Source organism: Spirosoma sp. (genome assembly GCF_048594605.1).
Lineage (GTDB): Bacteria > Bacteroidota > Bacteroidia > Cytophagales > Spirosomataceae > Spirosoma.
In genome coordinates this window covers 1-14,694 of sequence record NZ_JBMDWV010000004.1, presented here as the reverse complement: position 1 = coordinate 14,694, position 14,694 = coordinate 1, and the positions used below count along the sequence as shown (strand labels likewise).

Annotated in this window: 13 protein-coding genes; 4 read left to right on the top strand and 9 right to left on the bottom strand. The window is 46.6% G+C overall.

What is annotated here, in order from left to right:
• Together ACOJS8_RS00205 and ACOJS8_RS00200 are read right to left on the bottom strand one after the other, a co-directional pair.
• On the bottom strand, positions 1-814 hold an 814-nt coding region (locus ACOJS8_RS00205), incomplete at its 3' end, for a hypothetical protein (protein WP_420146514.1).
• Complete coding sequence (locus ACOJS8_RS00200) at positions 811-1,677, bottom strand: DUF58 domain-containing protein (RefSeq protein WP_420146513.1); 867 nt, start codon at positions 1,675-1,677, stop codon at positions 811-813. The genes ACOJS8_RS00205 and ACOJS8_RS00200, both read right to left, overlap by 4 nt.
• A gap of 183 nt (positions 1,678-1,860) precedes the next feature.
• Here ACOJS8_RS00200 and ACOJS8_RS00195 point away from each other — a divergent pair, with 183 nt between their 5' ends.
• From ACOJS8_RS00195 to ACOJS8_RS00185, 3 genes are all read left to right on the top strand, one after another.
• Positions 1,861-2,250, top strand: a complete 390-nt coding sequence (locus ACOJS8_RS00195) for a DUF4296 domain-containing protein (protein ID WP_420146512.1) — start codon at positions 1,861-1,863, stop codon at positions 2,248-2,250.
• Positions 2,247-3,560 carry a protoporphyrinogen oxidase gene (gene hemG, locus ACOJS8_RS00190; protein WP_420146511.1) on the top strand — a complete coding sequence of 438 codons (1,314 nt, stop codon included), beginning with the start codon at positions 2,247-2,249 and terminating at the stop codon, positions 3,558-3,560. The genes ACOJS8_RS00195 and hemG overlap by 4 nt, the downstream gene beginning before the upstream one ends.
• Positions 3,561-3,651: 91 nt before the next feature.
• Entirely contained in the window at positions 3,652-4,467 is an 816-nt protein-coding gene (locus ACOJS8_RS00185) for a polyprenol monophosphomannose synthase (protein ID WP_420146510.1), read from the top strand.
• A 61-nt stretch (positions 4,468-4,528) separates the two neighbouring features.
• Here the strand turns inward: ACOJS8_RS00185 and ACOJS8_RS00180 are convergent, their stop codons facing one another.
• Positions 4,529-4,867, bottom strand: a complete 339-nt coding sequence (locus ACOJS8_RS00180; RefSeq protein ID WP_420146509.1) for a hypothetical protein — start codon at positions 4,865-4,867, stop codon at positions 4,529-4,531.
• A gap of 327 nt (positions 4,868-5,194) precedes the next feature.
• Here ACOJS8_RS00180 and ffh point away from each other — a divergent pair, with 327 nt between their 5' ends.
• Positions 5,195-6,514, top strand: a complete 1,320-nt coding sequence (ffh, locus tag ACOJS8_RS00175) for a signal recognition particle protein (RefSeq protein ID WP_420146508.1) — start codon at positions 5,195-5,197, stop codon at positions 6,512-6,514.
• A gap of 98 nt (positions 6,515-6,612) precedes the next feature.
• Here ffh and ACOJS8_RS00170 read toward each other — a convergent pair whose 3' ends face one another.
• The 6 genes from ACOJS8_RS00170 to ACOJS8_RS00145 all read right to left on the bottom strand — a co-directional run bounded on the left by ACOJS8_RS00170 (position 6,613) and on the right by ACOJS8_RS00145 (position 14,450).
• On the bottom strand, positions 6,613-8,412 hold the full coding sequence (locus ACOJS8_RS00170; RefSeq protein ID WP_420146507.1) for an ATP-binding protein: 1,800 nt from the start codon (positions 8,410-8,412) through the stop codon (positions 6,613-6,615).
• Positions 8,413-8,731: 319 nt separating this feature from the next.
• A complete protein-coding gene (locus ACOJS8_RS00165) occupies positions 8,732-9,151 on the bottom strand; it encodes an LIC_13387 family protein (protein ID WP_420146506.1) in 420 nt (139 codons plus the stop codon).
• Positions 9,152-9,236: 85 nt separating this feature from the next.
• On the bottom strand, positions 9,237-10,547 hold the full coding sequence (locus tag ACOJS8_RS00160; RefSeq protein WP_420146505.1) for an amidohydrolase family protein: 1,311 nt from the start codon (positions 10,545-10,547) through the stop codon (positions 9,237-9,239).
• A gap of 301 nt (positions 10,548-10,848) precedes the next feature.
• Positions 10,849-11,865, bottom strand: a complete 1,017-nt coding sequence (locus ACOJS8_RS00155) for a YrzE family protein (protein WP_420146504.1) — start codon at positions 11,863-11,865, stop codon at positions 10,849-10,851.
• A gap of 155 nt (positions 11,866-12,020) precedes the next feature.
• A complete protein-coding gene (locus ACOJS8_RS00150; RefSeq protein WP_420146503.1) occupies positions 12,021-12,395 on the bottom strand; it encodes a YtxH domain-containing protein in 375 nt (124 codons plus the stop codon).
• 690 nt (positions 12,396-13,085) lie between these two features.
• Entirely contained in the window at positions 13,086-14,450 is a 1,365-nt protein-coding gene (locus ACOJS8_RS00145; protein WP_420146502.1) for a sigma-54-dependent transcriptional regulator, read from the bottom strand.
• Between the last annotated feature and the right edge of the window lie 244 nt (positions 14,451-14,694).

Below are 14,694 nucleotides of genomic sequence, written 5' to 3'. Positions count from 1 at the left end.
GATCGGCTTCACGCAGCGCATCGGTTACTCGTTCATCATTCATTCGTTCGGCCAGTTCTGGCGTCGTCAGGGAAATATAAGGTTGACGATCCAGTCTTTCCATATACATTTTCCACATAACAACAGCCTGGTTGGCCGTTTCCGAAACTGTTAGTGAATTAAGACGCACCCCGAGTTGGTTATAGTTGTGCAGAAAGCGCAGGTGACGACGGTTAAGCTGATAAAGTCGCCACTGGCGCCGAATTGCCCGACCGAACAGACCGTATAAGACAGCTATGATTGCGCCTATTGAGAGTAATCCCCTGGCAAGCGCTGTGTAATTAAATTGCTGCTGGAGCGGTACCAGATGGGTTTCCGTTGCCAGAGCAATCGTCTGCGAATTTGGCGAAGCGAGCTTTCGTGGAGATAATTTTGACCGTAGAAAAACAGTATCCATTTGCGACCAGTATGCTGTACAATCAAGATCGTTGATAACACGAATTGGCACACGTAGCATCTGACTTGAATCAGTCTCAAAAGATACCAGTGTATAAACGGCGCTATCCCGGCTAATCGCTTTAGAACCTTCTCCTGTCGTTTGGGTGGCATAAACGTCCACTTTCTGCACCCGATAGGGCAGGAACGACTTCGCTGTATCAGGAAACAATACGTCAATTCTGGGTCGGTGCCAATACGTTAATGAGTACCGGAATGGCCGGCCAATTTCAATACTGTCCGTCAGGAAATGACCATGTATTCTCGCCGGCGATTGTGCCCAGCCAGAAACGGTGACCAGCCAACAGAAGATAAAGAGACTACGCCTGTTTAATTTCATTGGTACTTTCTTACCCTAAACAATTCAACAAGTTTTGGCACAAAGTCTTCCTGCGAATCAATGGCGAGGTAGTTAGCATTAAACTGCTTACACAGTCGTTCAAGCCGAATCTGATTCTGGCGAAACGATTCATGCAATTTAGTCCGGAACGAACTGGAAGACGTATTGACCCACAACGTTCGGCCCGTTTCGGTATCATGAACGGGAATGATGCCCAGTTTAGGCAGTTTCACCTCCCGCTGATCGTACAGATGAATCACTACCAGATCATGTTTTTGCGCCAGAGCTCTAAGATTATGTTCGTAACTCTGATCGATAAAATCGGACAGCAGGATAACGACACTCCGGCGTTTCAGTACGTTTAGCGTGAACAGTAGCGCATCGGCAATGTTCGTCCGGCCCGATACGGGTTGCAATTTATAAAGGCCCATGATCAGCTGATAGCCAGTTTTCAGACCATTGGCTGGTTTGATATATTTCTCCTTCTGGTCGGAAAAACAGTACATTCCCACGTGATTCGCTTCGCGAATGGCCGACAGTGCTAATACGCCACACACTTCTTTGGTTGCTTCCAGCTTATGGCGGTAATGAGGGCCAACCTGTTGTGAGGCACTAACGTCGACGATGAAAAAAACAGTCTGATCTTTTTCCTCACGGAAGATTTTTACGAATGTACCATGCCCTTTTGACGATACGTTCCAGTCAATTGCACGTACGTCATCACCATACTGATACGTACGCAAGTCGCTGAACTCCAGTCCACTTCCTTTAAATATGGACCGAAAACTACCGCGCATCTGTGAGTTAACCGCTTTACGAATGCGAATATCGAAGTTGCGGAGTCGAGCTAAAAATTCGTCCATAGAAGTACCCTAGTTTAACGTAACGTACGGAGGAACAGTACAAATCAAAGTCGAAATACACGTAAAAAACTCGGCACGGCGCACGATGATTGTTGTCAGTCAGCCGTAAAACTTAAGCTATTTTAACGCTTAGTTCCGAACTTTGCCCGTCAGGATTGGCTTACAAAAGTAAGCTAAGAAATTATGCGGCAGAATCGATACGTATCTCTTTTGGGTGGACTCTTACTGAGCTTTTGGCTGATGTTGTCGTGCACGGCACCCGAAGATCAGCGTCCTGATAATCTGATCGACGAAGATCGCATGGCTAACATACTGGCCGAGGTGCATATGGCCGAAGCCCAGGTAAGCCGCCTGAATTTAGGGGCGATTGATTCATCAAATATGGCTTACAAGCATTTGGAGAGTCAGATCTTTCGAAAATTCGGTGTCGATACGGCTATGTACCGGAAGAGCTATATTTTTTATTCATCGCACCCGGCCGACATGGAAGCTATTTATAAGAAAGTGGTTGATAAACTGACACGTAAAGTAGATACGAGTAAAGTTGCGGCCAAAAAGCCCATTCGTTCATGATAATCGGTATTATTGGAGCCGGAATCTCTGGTTTATCGCTAGCCTACGAACTACAGAAAAGGGGCGTTGAATATCAGCTTTGGGAAGCAACCGATCAGCCAGGCGGGTATATTCAGTCGCGTCGTGAAGCCGGGAAATATTTGCGCGAGTTGGGGCCAAATTCTCTTCTCGGCGATGCCGATCTTCTACAATGGCTCGATGAATTAGGACTCACTCCTGAGCTAACCTTTAGTAAACCGGTAAGCAAAGCGCGATATATTTTCCGTGATGGGCGTTATCAAAAATTACCGTCCGGGCCTCTCTCATTGTTGTTTGGGAGTTTTTTTAGCTGGAAAACCAAGCTTGCTATCTTTCAGGAACGTAACAACAAAACCGTGTCGCCCGAAGGCGAAACGCTGGCGCAGTTTTTTCGGCGACGGTTTTCTGATGAAATCGTCGAGTACGCTCTTGGTCCGTTTGTCGCTGGTATTTATGCCGGCGATCCCGAGCAGTTGCTGGTCTCCGAAACATTTCCCCTCTTGCTTCAGTATGAAAAAGAGTACGGTTCGGTGTTACGTGGTTTCATAAAAAACCAATCGGCAACGGGCAGGCGGCAGTCGTTTAGTTTCAAAGAAGGGATGCAAGTGTTGCCCAATGCGTTAGCTGATAAGTTGACTAATCTTTCACTGAACAACCCCGTTCAACGTATTGATAAAGTGAGTGACGGCTGGCGTATTGAGAGTGTAGCGGGAGTCAAAACAGTTGATCAACTCGTTATTACAACTCGCGCTGACGTAGCGGCCAACCTGGTAGAGCCACATTTTACCGAACTCTCGAGAGGATTACGTAAAGTAGTTTATCCACCCATGACAGCTGTTCATTCAGTGTACAAAAGGGTTGACGTAGGCCACCCGCTTAACGGATTCGGTGGCCTGAATCCCAAAAAAGAAGGTCAGTTTTCCAGTGGGCATATCTGGAGTAGTTCCGTATTTGAAGGACGTTGTCCTGAGGATGAGGTTTTATTTACAACCTTTGTAGGCGGACAGGCTAGTTTAGCGAATGCCCGGCAGCCTGACGACGTACTATTTCGGCGGGTTCATCAGGAGCTTTCAAATGGATTTGATATAAAGGCGGATGGCCCGGTGTATCGCGCGAGTCAGCGTTGGGAATGGGCCATTCCACAGTATGATGCTAATCTTGCTGCCATTAAACAGCCGATCCGGAACGCTGAAGCTGATAACTTTTTTGTGTGTGCCAACTGGTACGGAGGAGTCTCTCTCTCCGATTGTATCCGAAAAGCTCAAAAACTTGCTCACCAGTTAACCGAATGAGCTATGATTAACAATTTTTAATGTTTTAATTGTGCAAATTAAGAGCAATTTATAGTTATATAAATAACTCTATATATAACCCTGGAAAACCGTGAAAGAGCGTTTAGTCGTCATTCCAACTTATAATGAAATTGAGAATATAGAGGCTATAATTCGCAAGGTGTTTAGCCTGCCTGAGCCATTCGACATTCTTATCGTTGATGATGGATCTCCCGACGGAACGGCTCGGCGTGTGCGGGATTTACAGGAAGAATTTGCCAGTAATGATACGTCACTTCGCGGGCCGGGTAAATCCCGGCTTCATTTGTTGGAGCGACGGGGTAAATTAGGGTTAGGAACGGCTTATATTGACGGATTTAAGTGGGCGCTGTCGAGAGGATATCAGTATCTTTTTGAGATGGACGCTGATTTCTCCCATAACCCCGAAGATCTGGTTAAATTGTACCATGCCTGCGCCGATGAAGGGCCTGAGCGGGCTGATGTAGCCGTAGGGTCCCGGTATATACGGGGAGTCAACGTAGTGAATTGGCCAATCGGTAGAGTGTTGATGTCGTATTTCGCCGGTGTCTACGTGCGATTTGTTACGGGCATGTCCGTTATGGACCCTACCGCCGGATTTATCTGCTATCGGGCCGAAGTGCTGGAAGTAATATTACATAACCCAATCAAATTTGTGGGGTATGCCTTTCAGATCGAGATGAAGTTCACCTGCTGGAAATACGGGTTTCGCATTCATGAAGTGCCAATCATTTTTACAGACCGTACAAAAGGGGTTTCCAAAATGTCGTCCAAAATTTTCAAAGAAGCTGTTTTCGGGGTTCTGCAGATGAAAATCAGCAGCCTATTTCGTCACTATATTCCCCGGAAGCCCGCCAAGTCAACGGAAGAAATTCCGGCTACCGTCTGAAAACAATACGGCCGTTTACAAGCGCAGGCTAGTCCTGAATCTGTAGAGTGAGGAGGAATAGTTACGGATTACTTTTGGTACGATGGGCATGGCTCACCTCACGCACCATGTTCATCAAACGCTTCCAGCAACGGCCAATCGTCTTCTTATCCTGATCTTTCTGATCGGCTGGGGGAATCGTCGCCACTTCGGGTTTAGCCGTTGTATTACGTGCCACGACCGGGTTTTTACTAAACGCCCCCGATTCGGCCTTCGTGGACATGGCTGTTTCCTTGACAGTCTTCGACGTAGTCGATAAGCCGCCCTGCATTGGCATAGCTACCATGATTGTCGAAACGAATAAACCAGCGCATAATAGCGAGGCCGTTATCAACAGGCTTTTAAACGGAAACGGTTTCATGAGTAGGGTTAAAGCGTACGGCACTCTGGGACAGTCCATAAAGGCAGTTTGCGCTTGTGCGAACATAACGTAGATAATATTAGCAACTTATATACGGGCATTAATTATTTTAAAGGAAATAATTTTTTGCATATTATAAATTTCATAAAATACTTATCAGGCAAAATAGTATACAGGTCTTCTACGTTCCTTAATGATTGCTACGTCATGATTCATAAAAAAGCTAAGTATTGACCTGACTGTTGCAGAAAATAAGACGACGTAATAAATCAGCGCGATAACGCCCACCGGAAACTGTTATCTTTACAGCATCGTTTGTAAAATACTATGTTTGAGAATCTTCAGGATAAACTTAATAAGGCCATCAAGACCCTCAAAGGGCAAGGCCGCATTACTGAAATTAACGTTGCGGCCACAATCAAAGAGGTGCGCCGTGCTCTGACTGACGCTGACGTTAACTACAAAGTCGCTAAAGAAATCACCGACCGTATTCGCGATAAGGCCCTGGATCGCAAAGTGCTTATTTCGGTTGAACCTGGCCAATTGTTCGTCAAAATTGTACAGGAAGAACTAACCGAATTGATGGGGGGCGAAGCGCAGGGTATCAATATCAAAGGCGACCCTGCCATTATACTCATCGCCGGGCTACAGGGATCTGGTAAAACGACGTTCTCTGGTAAGCTGGCATCCTATCTGAAAAAACAGGGACGTAACGTTCTTCTTGTTGCGGCCGACATTTATCGTCCAGCCGCTATTGACCAGCTAAAAGTATTGGGCGAGCAGGTTGGCGTAGAGGTTTATTCCGAACCTGAAAACAAAAACGCCGTTCAAATTTCGCAAAACGCGATTACGCAGGCTCGTAAAACCGGTAAGAAAATTGTCATTGTGGATACCGCAGGTCGTCTGGCCGTCGATGAAGCCATGATGCAGGAAATCGAAGCGGTTAAGCGTGCCATTGCGCCCACCGAAACGCTGTTTGTTGTAGACTCAATGACGGGGCAGGATGCGGTAAATACGGCTAAAACCTTCAACGAACGGCTTGATTTCGATGGAGTAGTTCTGACCAAGCTTGATGGCGATGCGCGTGGTGGAGCTGCTCTTTCTATCAAAACGGTAGTGAATAAGCCCATTAAATTCATCAGTACAGGTGAAAAAATGGAAGCCCTCGACGTGTTCTACCCCGATCGGATGGCAAGCCGGATTCTGGGTATGGGTGACGTAATATCGCTGGTGGAGCGTGCGCAGCAAGCCTTTGACGAGGAAGAAGCCAAACGCATCAATGCCAAGATGCGTAAAAACCAGTTTGACTTCGACGATTTCCTGTCGCAACTGCAACAGATCAAGAAGATGGGGAACGTAAAAGATCTGCTTGGTATGATACCCGGTATGGGTAAGATGATCAAAGATCTGGACATTGATAACGATTCCTTTAAGCCTATCGAAGCCATTATCAGCTCAATGACGCCGAAAGAGCGGCAGCGTCCTGATATCATTGATGGAAGCCGGAAGAAACGTATCGCGGCCGGTAGTGGCACGAATATTCAGCAGGTAAATAATCTACTGAAACAATTCGACGAGATGCGGAAGATGATGAAGAAAATGAACACCATGCAGGCATCGGGCAAGTTGAATAAAATGATGCGCTAAAGGTAAAGTAATTGGTTAGGTTCAAGGTTGCAGGTTTTATGCTACGGCATGACGGCTGCAACCTTGAACCATTTTAAGGCGCTAACAAAACCCGGGAATCAGCTAAGTGACAGCCGGAAGAAGAACGAAGCTCCGGGCGTTACGTTGTCGTGTAAACCAACCTCGCCCCCCATCGATTGGATAAACTCTTTAGAAATGGCTAGTCCAAGTCCCGTACCGCTTGATTGACCATTAATACCAGGAGCCCGGAAGTATCGATCAAAAACTTTTGCGCGGTGTTCGGGTCGTAATCCAGGACCGTAATCCCGAACGGTAAATTCGACTTGAGAGCCCGTACGTAGCGCCGAAATATCAATGCTATTATCGTCGGGACTATGACGTAGTGCATTCGACAGAAAGTTAATTAACACCCAGGAAGCTTTATCCAGATCTGCTTTGACGAGCGGTAAGTCGGTTGGCAGCGTGATGTTGAACGAAATGTGCTTTTGTTCGGCTTGGGCACGTAGCGCATTCGTTGCCGTTTGCACCAGTTCGGCGGGGGCCACCGAATGAATCTGCAACTGAATCTGCCCTGACTCGACTTGAGCCATATTCATCAGCTCTCCTGTGATTTTTAAAAGCCGATCGGCATTGTCGCCAACGCTAACAGCCAGTTGTTGCTGCTCTTCGTTTAGCGGCCCAATTCGGCTGTCCTGAAGGAGTTTCAGGCTCATTTTAATCGCCGAGATGGGCGTTTTTAATTCATGCGATACAGTCGCTATAAAATTGGTTTTGGCCAGGTCCAGTTCTTTGTAAGACGTAACGTTTTGCAGAACAATCACATAGCCAGCCTGAACGGGCTGCTGCTCACCAGTAGGCGTTACGTCAACGGATTGAATCTGTTTGGTGAAATAGCTCTCTTTTCCGGCTGTGCCGTCTGGCCCCGGATCGTAAATTTTCAATAACGCGCCAGGAGTATCTTTATGCGTGTTACCAATGCGTTGTCGTTCACGAAAGGTAACGTCATCCGGCATAATACCGTGAATCAGTGTTCGCATCAGATCGTTGGTAGATGCTACGTCGGGCGCATATTTACCGATAAGCTTTTCTTGTTCGATACCCAGCAGTCGGCTGGCTACCGGATTTACAAAGAGAATAATTCGTTTTTCGTCCAGTCCAATAATAGCGTCGTTCATGATCTGGATTAAGGTATCGATCCGCTTTTTGGCGAACAACACCCGCGCCAGATTAGAGTGTTCGTATTCGTCCAGCTTCTGTGCCATCGAATTAAAGGAACGCGCTAATTCACCAAATTCATCACCCGATCGGATGTGAAGCCGCTCTTCGAAATTTCGACTGGCAATCTGTTTGATCCCGCGCGTCAATTCACGCACTGGATTGGCGATGTAGCCGGGAATATTGACGATAAACGACAAAACAATCAGTACACAGAATGTGCCAATAAACGCTAACCAGAGCAAAGCATCTTTTGCCGTTGCCTTTGCCGTATCGCTTTTGCGCATTATGGCCTGCCGATTCAGATCGTCTATTGCAAATAAACTTTGCTGGATGCGGCTGGTAATCGCTGGATCTGTCGGTTCGTTACGTAACCGATTAAATTCCCGCCGTAACGTAGTGGTTACATCCTGCTCGTTTATTTCTGTCACGTTACGTTCCTGTTTTTGCAGACTTTCCTCAAAATCGGCGAGGTCGTCGGCAGAAAGTTTATCGTTTGAACGGAGGACAGCCAGGGTTTTCTGCATGTCGCTGGCGAGTTCCAGCGACATGTAATTATCTTTCAAAATCGCCTGTGAATCTTCAGACAGGCGGTTCAGGTAATAGGCGCTCAATCCGCCCAGTAGCAGAATAATGCTGAACAGAAAAATCAAGGAGAGCGCTACTTTTGTTTTAAGCGTCATGATTTGTTTGACCTTTTCGGTTATGAAGTAGTGATCAGATCAGTATTTGACCCTGCCAATCGTTCAGTGGTTGATTGAAATCGTTTGCCCGTAGAATCCTGACAAACAGGGCAAAAGGAAGCCAGACTAGCCGTTCCAAAACACTTTCTGTTTTGTGAAGAGTCCAATAATCGTACTAGTGACAGTAAGATCTATATACTAGGGTATTTTGTAGTCGATTATAGTATTGATGAGTACGACGAACAAAAGCTGCACGGGTTAATTCTCCGCTGGGACTTACTAGCAGTTATCTGCCATAGACCGGGCAACTATCGATAGGTCAGTCGTTTGTCAAGGTTAAAACGTAAGAAACCACGAAGCAAATCAGGGCCATCAAAACGCCCAGCAAGGGAATCGTAAACCAATACTTTTCGGCTAACCAAACGTAAAAGCCAATCGTTAGAATTGTGATAATGAAAAAGAAAGGGTCGGATTGAACATGGCCGAAGTAGCGAAGCGCCAGGTAGAAATTAAGCAGTCCCATAAATAATAGTCCACTACTGTGACTGGCATTGAGGCCAATCCATGCCTTCCACATATTAATGGCTGGACTCAGCATCGGCGAAGAGGCTTGCATCTGCTGAACCATCTTCTCATTTGTTGATGAAAACGCAGTTGTAAAAAATGTGAGGTACAGGTGAATACTTCCTAACGTAGCGATGGTTAAAGAGCCCGTCATCCAAAGGTATTTTGACAGCATAGTTTTCTTTTTAACCAAAAATAAGCTTTATCAACTCATCGGCCTATGCCATTGACCTGATCTTACTAGTTTCAACCGTCATAGTCTAAGGCTGGGTCTTTTGAAACTCGATACGTCCTTCCTTCATTACCAGGGCTACATCAAACAACGCCTGGCTAAAATTCTGTTTCAGATCTCCGTTGAACACCACTATATCGGCAAGCGCATTGGCTTTGATGACGCCCAGCTCACCAGTCTGATTCAAGATCCTTGCCGCATTGATTGTCGACGATTGCAAGACCTCTTCCGGTGTCAGACCCGCATCCCAGTACCCCCGCAGCGTCTGCTTGGCCCAATCGCCCCGTGGCACGCCTATATCGTAATAAGCGTCTGAACCAGCTACCATGTGCAAGCCTGCTTTGCGTATTGCCAGCACCCACTTGCCCCAACTATCCGCAAATTCTTTCTTTAGCTCGTCAAGCTTATAGTCCTGCTTGGTCAATTTTCGATAATAAGCCATACCATCGACCGAACCATAGGTGGGTACTACGTAAATACCTTTCTGAGCCATCGTATCCAGGGTAGCTTGCTTAAAGCCGTAGGCATGTTCGATGCCATCGACACCCGCCTGGATAGCGGCATGAGCAGCCCAGTCTCGGTCGCAATGCGCCGTTACTTTCAGGCGATGAGCATGGGCCGTTTGAACAATGGCCTTCATCTCCTCTAGGCTCAAGGTCAAACGGTTGCCGATGGCCAGAATTTTGATCAGATCCACCCCCCGGGCAATATGCTCTTTAACCGCTTTGCTAGCCTCCTCGGCCCCACTGACCAGGCTCTGTTCTGAGCGGGCCACATGGTCAAACTTCCGCAGAGGGAAACCACTCGTTAACTGGCCGTCCATTGAGCCAATGATAGGGCCGGAAACAAACATCCGCGGGCCGTCAATATCGCGTCGCTCAAGGGCTTGGCGTAGTTCAACATCCAGGTACTGGCCAGAGTTTCCCACATCCCGGATGCTGGTAAAACCGGCAGCCAGATAACTCTTGAGATATTTAACTGCCCGCAGGACCCGGTGCTCGGAGGAACGTAGTATGGCGTCGGCCGCTAGTTCTTCGGTTATTCCCTGGCTGGTCAGCACATGGGTATGGGCATCGATGAGCCCTGGTGCTACGGTAGCATGAGGAAAATCGAGCACCTGAGTGTTCGGGGGAACGTCAAGCTTTGCTCCGACCTGAATGATTCGGCTTCCTTTGATGAGAATCTGCTGGCCTTTGACAAATGCATTTTTTTCGGCGTCGTAGAGCAAACCAGCTTTCAGTAAATAATGCTTTTCGGCGGGTTGAGCCTTTAGAGACGAGTGGGCGAATAGAATAATAAATGTGAGTGAAGTAAAGCAGCGAAGAAGGATTTGGATCATAGACTTAAGCACTGGACGATTGAATGTCTGAATCTGCAAAAGGGATCGGAACAGTATTACTACTTTGCGCTCCCTTTTGCAAGTTCAGACATTCAACGACTAGAGCGCCTGATCCATTTCTTTGTATAATTTTGACCAGAGATAACGTAGTAAATAAGTAGATAATCCAGTAAGATCCAGTCATGAATTGTAGCCTCTGGTATGGGGGCTCATAAACGAAGTCGTAACTATCACACCGGATAATTACGACTTGAAGAGGATCTGTTGGATTTTTGAATTAGGAAAGCGAATTTCCTAACGTCTAGGTCACTGAGCGAACGGGGCGGTCCAGCGAATGCACCTCGTCTTTTGACTCAGTACCCAACTTGGCCCCATACCCTGAGGAGACAACCCCAATCAACAGGCCGAGAAAGCCAAACAGGGCTGCTTTTGAGGCTCCGGAAGCCGCTGCGTCAGCCGCTTGCCGAGCTTTCAGTTGAGCTTCCTGCTTGGTTTGTTCGAACTTAGCCGCTGCTTGTTTATAGGTACTGATCCAGTTATCGACAATCTGTTCCGCTTCAGCCCGACTCTTCCCCGTCCGTTTCATTACCACATTCACCGCGTCGTCCCGATCGACACTGTTGACTGTAGTCTGCCCCTTTTGAAATAAACGATCAAATAAACCACCGGCAATATCGTCAGCCGCCTGTGGACTCTGCGCTGCTTCTTTCGTTGCCTGTTTTACCTGATTGCCAGCTTGTTCGGCTTTAGTCTCCAGAGTGTTTGGATTCAACTGAGCATCGCCCGTCTGCCGCAAGAGCTTATTTGCCTCTTGCTTTAGATCGTCCAGTTTTATGTTTCGCCAATCAATACCGTTGGCACTTAACTGATCATCCACCGCAGCGCCAATGCTGGGTGCTGCGGCTGCAACTGCCGTACCTGCGGTGCTCACCAGTCCGCCAATCAATCGACTAGCTCCACCCAAAAGGTTGCCGATAGTGGTTGTGAGGAAATAGATGGTCAGCAGGGTAGCCAAGCACCAGGTTAACACTCCGTGAATGATACCGTCAAATAGCCGGGGGGCGCTGGCCAATCGGCCCGCTATCCAACCCCCTAAAAATAGTGATACTAAACTGCTGATGCCATACCAGATGGCGCTTCCTGTTCCTAACCCTGCCGCAGGATTGCGTTCGGTGATCGGATCAATCGTGCTCAGACCGATACCTAGACCCAATAAGGTCAGCAAGATCTGGCTGACAATTCCTACTAGCACCCCAGCGAAAACGGCACTCCAAGAGATGCGCTTGATAAAGTTGATGTGGTCAGAGGACTCATCCATTGAATATGAGAGTTGATGTTTCATTATTATTAGCGTAGTTAGAATTCAGCGGTCAAGCAGGATACCGGCTTGCTTGCGTGAGGTAAAAGAGAATCCTCGTTTGACCGCGGATTTTTTCATAGTAGTTGAGTCAATCAGAATAAGCTAGTGGTCGGTCAGCCGAGCTTAATAGTGTCTCTGAGCTTATCAAAGCCTGATTTAGTTTTATCCGCTAATGGACTAAGTGTTTCTTCTGCTTTGTCTGCATAGACGTCAACTTCATCCTGTATTTTATCTGCAACATGATTGATGTTCGTTTTGATACGATCAATCGCATCACCAGCCTGCGCTTGAGCCTTGCCCCATTCCCGCTGAATTGGCTGAGTGTGTTCGGATATTGAATCAGCTAGTTTTTTACGCGTATGCTTACCCGAACGGGGAGCAACCAGCAGTCCTACGGCTAATCCAGCGACCGCGCCCGCAACCAGACCGGTCCAGAAGGATTGTTCAGTCAAGTAATCCTGGGGGTGTTTTGAAGTTTTCAGGAACATATTGATAAATAGTTTAGTAGAACTCATTGACGAATCCCATCTCATTTTCAGAAATAATCATACCACAAAATGTATATGTATATACCTGCTCATAATCAAGGGTTTAGGTTCCATTATTTTAAATGTATGTACATCTAATGTGGTAATTATTACTCATACTGTAGGGATTAATACTCAAAAATATTTTTGTATAACTAAGTATTTACTGATAGTATTTTTGCTGAAGTATGTAAGGGTTGATGATTATTATATCAATCTGATTCGACGTAACAGTCTCTATTGATAAGAGTGGTCAAAAACTTGTCATAGTTGAGCAGTAATCAGTGCTTAGCAAGCTTGACCGGATCATAATTGGTGCCTTTGTTGCCAGGTATTGACTATCGATCGTTACGTCTTTATTGGTCATCAGTTTTCAACTATTGATTGGAATAACAGGTTGATAGGAGTCTCTATTTAGAAATCTGATTGAATTAGGCATCTTCAGGAGACCATGTTTCAACACAAGCCACCCATGGCTACTGATAGGTCTGAGCTGAAACCTTGTTGAGTGATGAATGAGAGGACGCGAAATCGCAGGAAGAGACTATGCCTACAGACTAGATACGGTTATCAGGTTGCTTCAAGCCAGTAGATAATTTATAATGACGGCCAACACGTCATCTTGTAGCAGTCAATTTTGCCAGGCTTAAATCACTTCTCTAATCCCGCTTCCTGAAGCTTTCGGTAAAGGGTTGTTAGACCAATACCAAGAAGTCGGGCTGTTTCAGTCTTGTTTCCGCTTGTCTGACGTAGTACGCGCTGGATGTGCTGCTTTTCAACGGTGGCTAAATCGAGGGCTGCTTCATTTGTTGTTCCGGCCGATACGTTGGCCGTCTGCATTTCATACGGAAGCAGATCAGATGTAAGCTCGACTATACCTGTAATGGACGTATCAGAAAGAATGACAGCCCGTTCAATTACATTCTTTAACTCACGTATGTTTCCTTTCCAGGAATGCTGCTGGAGCTTTTCTATGAATATAGGATGGAGTTGAACATCGCGCTTCCCCAGCTTGGCTGCGTACTGCCGGGCAAATTGCTCGGCCAGGTCGGCAATATCGTCGCGTCGATTACGTAGTGGAGGAAGTTCGATTTGAAATACGGATAGCCGATAGTATAAATCCAGTCGAAAGCGGCCAGAATTGGCTTCCGCTTCCAATCCCCGGTTTGTAGCGGCAATAACACGTACGTCGGTTTTAGTCGGCCTGGTGTCACCTACCCGCAGAAACTCATGCGTTTCAAGAACACGTAACAGTTTTGTCTGTAAATCGAGCGGCATTTCGCCAATCTCATCCAGAAAAATACTCCCCTTATTGGCTTCCGCGAATAGTCCTTTCTGGTCGCGACTGGCGCCGGTAAAGGCCCCAGCACGATGACCGAAAAGCTCACTTTCCAAAATATCCTTTCCCAGCGCTCCACAGTTAATGGCAACGAATGGACCCATTCTGCGTGGACTGGACTGATGAATTGCCTGCGCAAAAACTTCTTTACCCGTTCCTGTTTCGCCGGTGAGCAAAACGGTAGTGTCGGTTACGGCTACTTTACGTGCCAGCTCGATCGCTTGCTGGATGGCTTTTGAATGGCCAATAATATTATCAAAGCCATACCGTCGGCTGATTTGTTGTTCAAGCTGCTGAATTCTGAATTGCAGATTTGCTTTCTCAACAGCCCGACTGACGAGCGGAATTATTTTATCGTTATCGTCGCCTTTTGTAATATAATCAAATGCACCGTTTTTGATAGCCGTTACCCCATCAGAAATAGTTCCGTAAGCCGTCAGCACAATAATTTCGATCGCCGGATACACTTGTTTTATTTGCGCTGAAAGATCAATTCCGTTGCCATCTGGTAGCTTAACGTCGCAGATAACGAGCTGAATTTCTTCTCGGGCGAGCGTTTTCAGACCGGAACGAACATCGGCGGCTTCAAAAAGAGTGTACCCTTCTAATTGCAGAATACGGGCCAGGAGCTGGCGTAGCTTCGGTTCATCGTCAATGAGCAGAATTGAGGCAGGCATATCCGAGAGAAATAGTCTGATTTCGGAAGACAAACATACTGGAAACAGATTATTGCCTTGTTATGACGATGCCTAGCTTTTTCACAACAACTTTCAGACGCTGATCTACATAGTCGACAAACGTAGCGTATCACTCATCAACCAAGTCATTTAGGTACAAGGATTTCGGCTTCTGGTGTGCAGGGACATCCTTATCTATTGTAAGCTACCAAAGCGTAATGAGTAAAATTTCTTCAATAAAGAC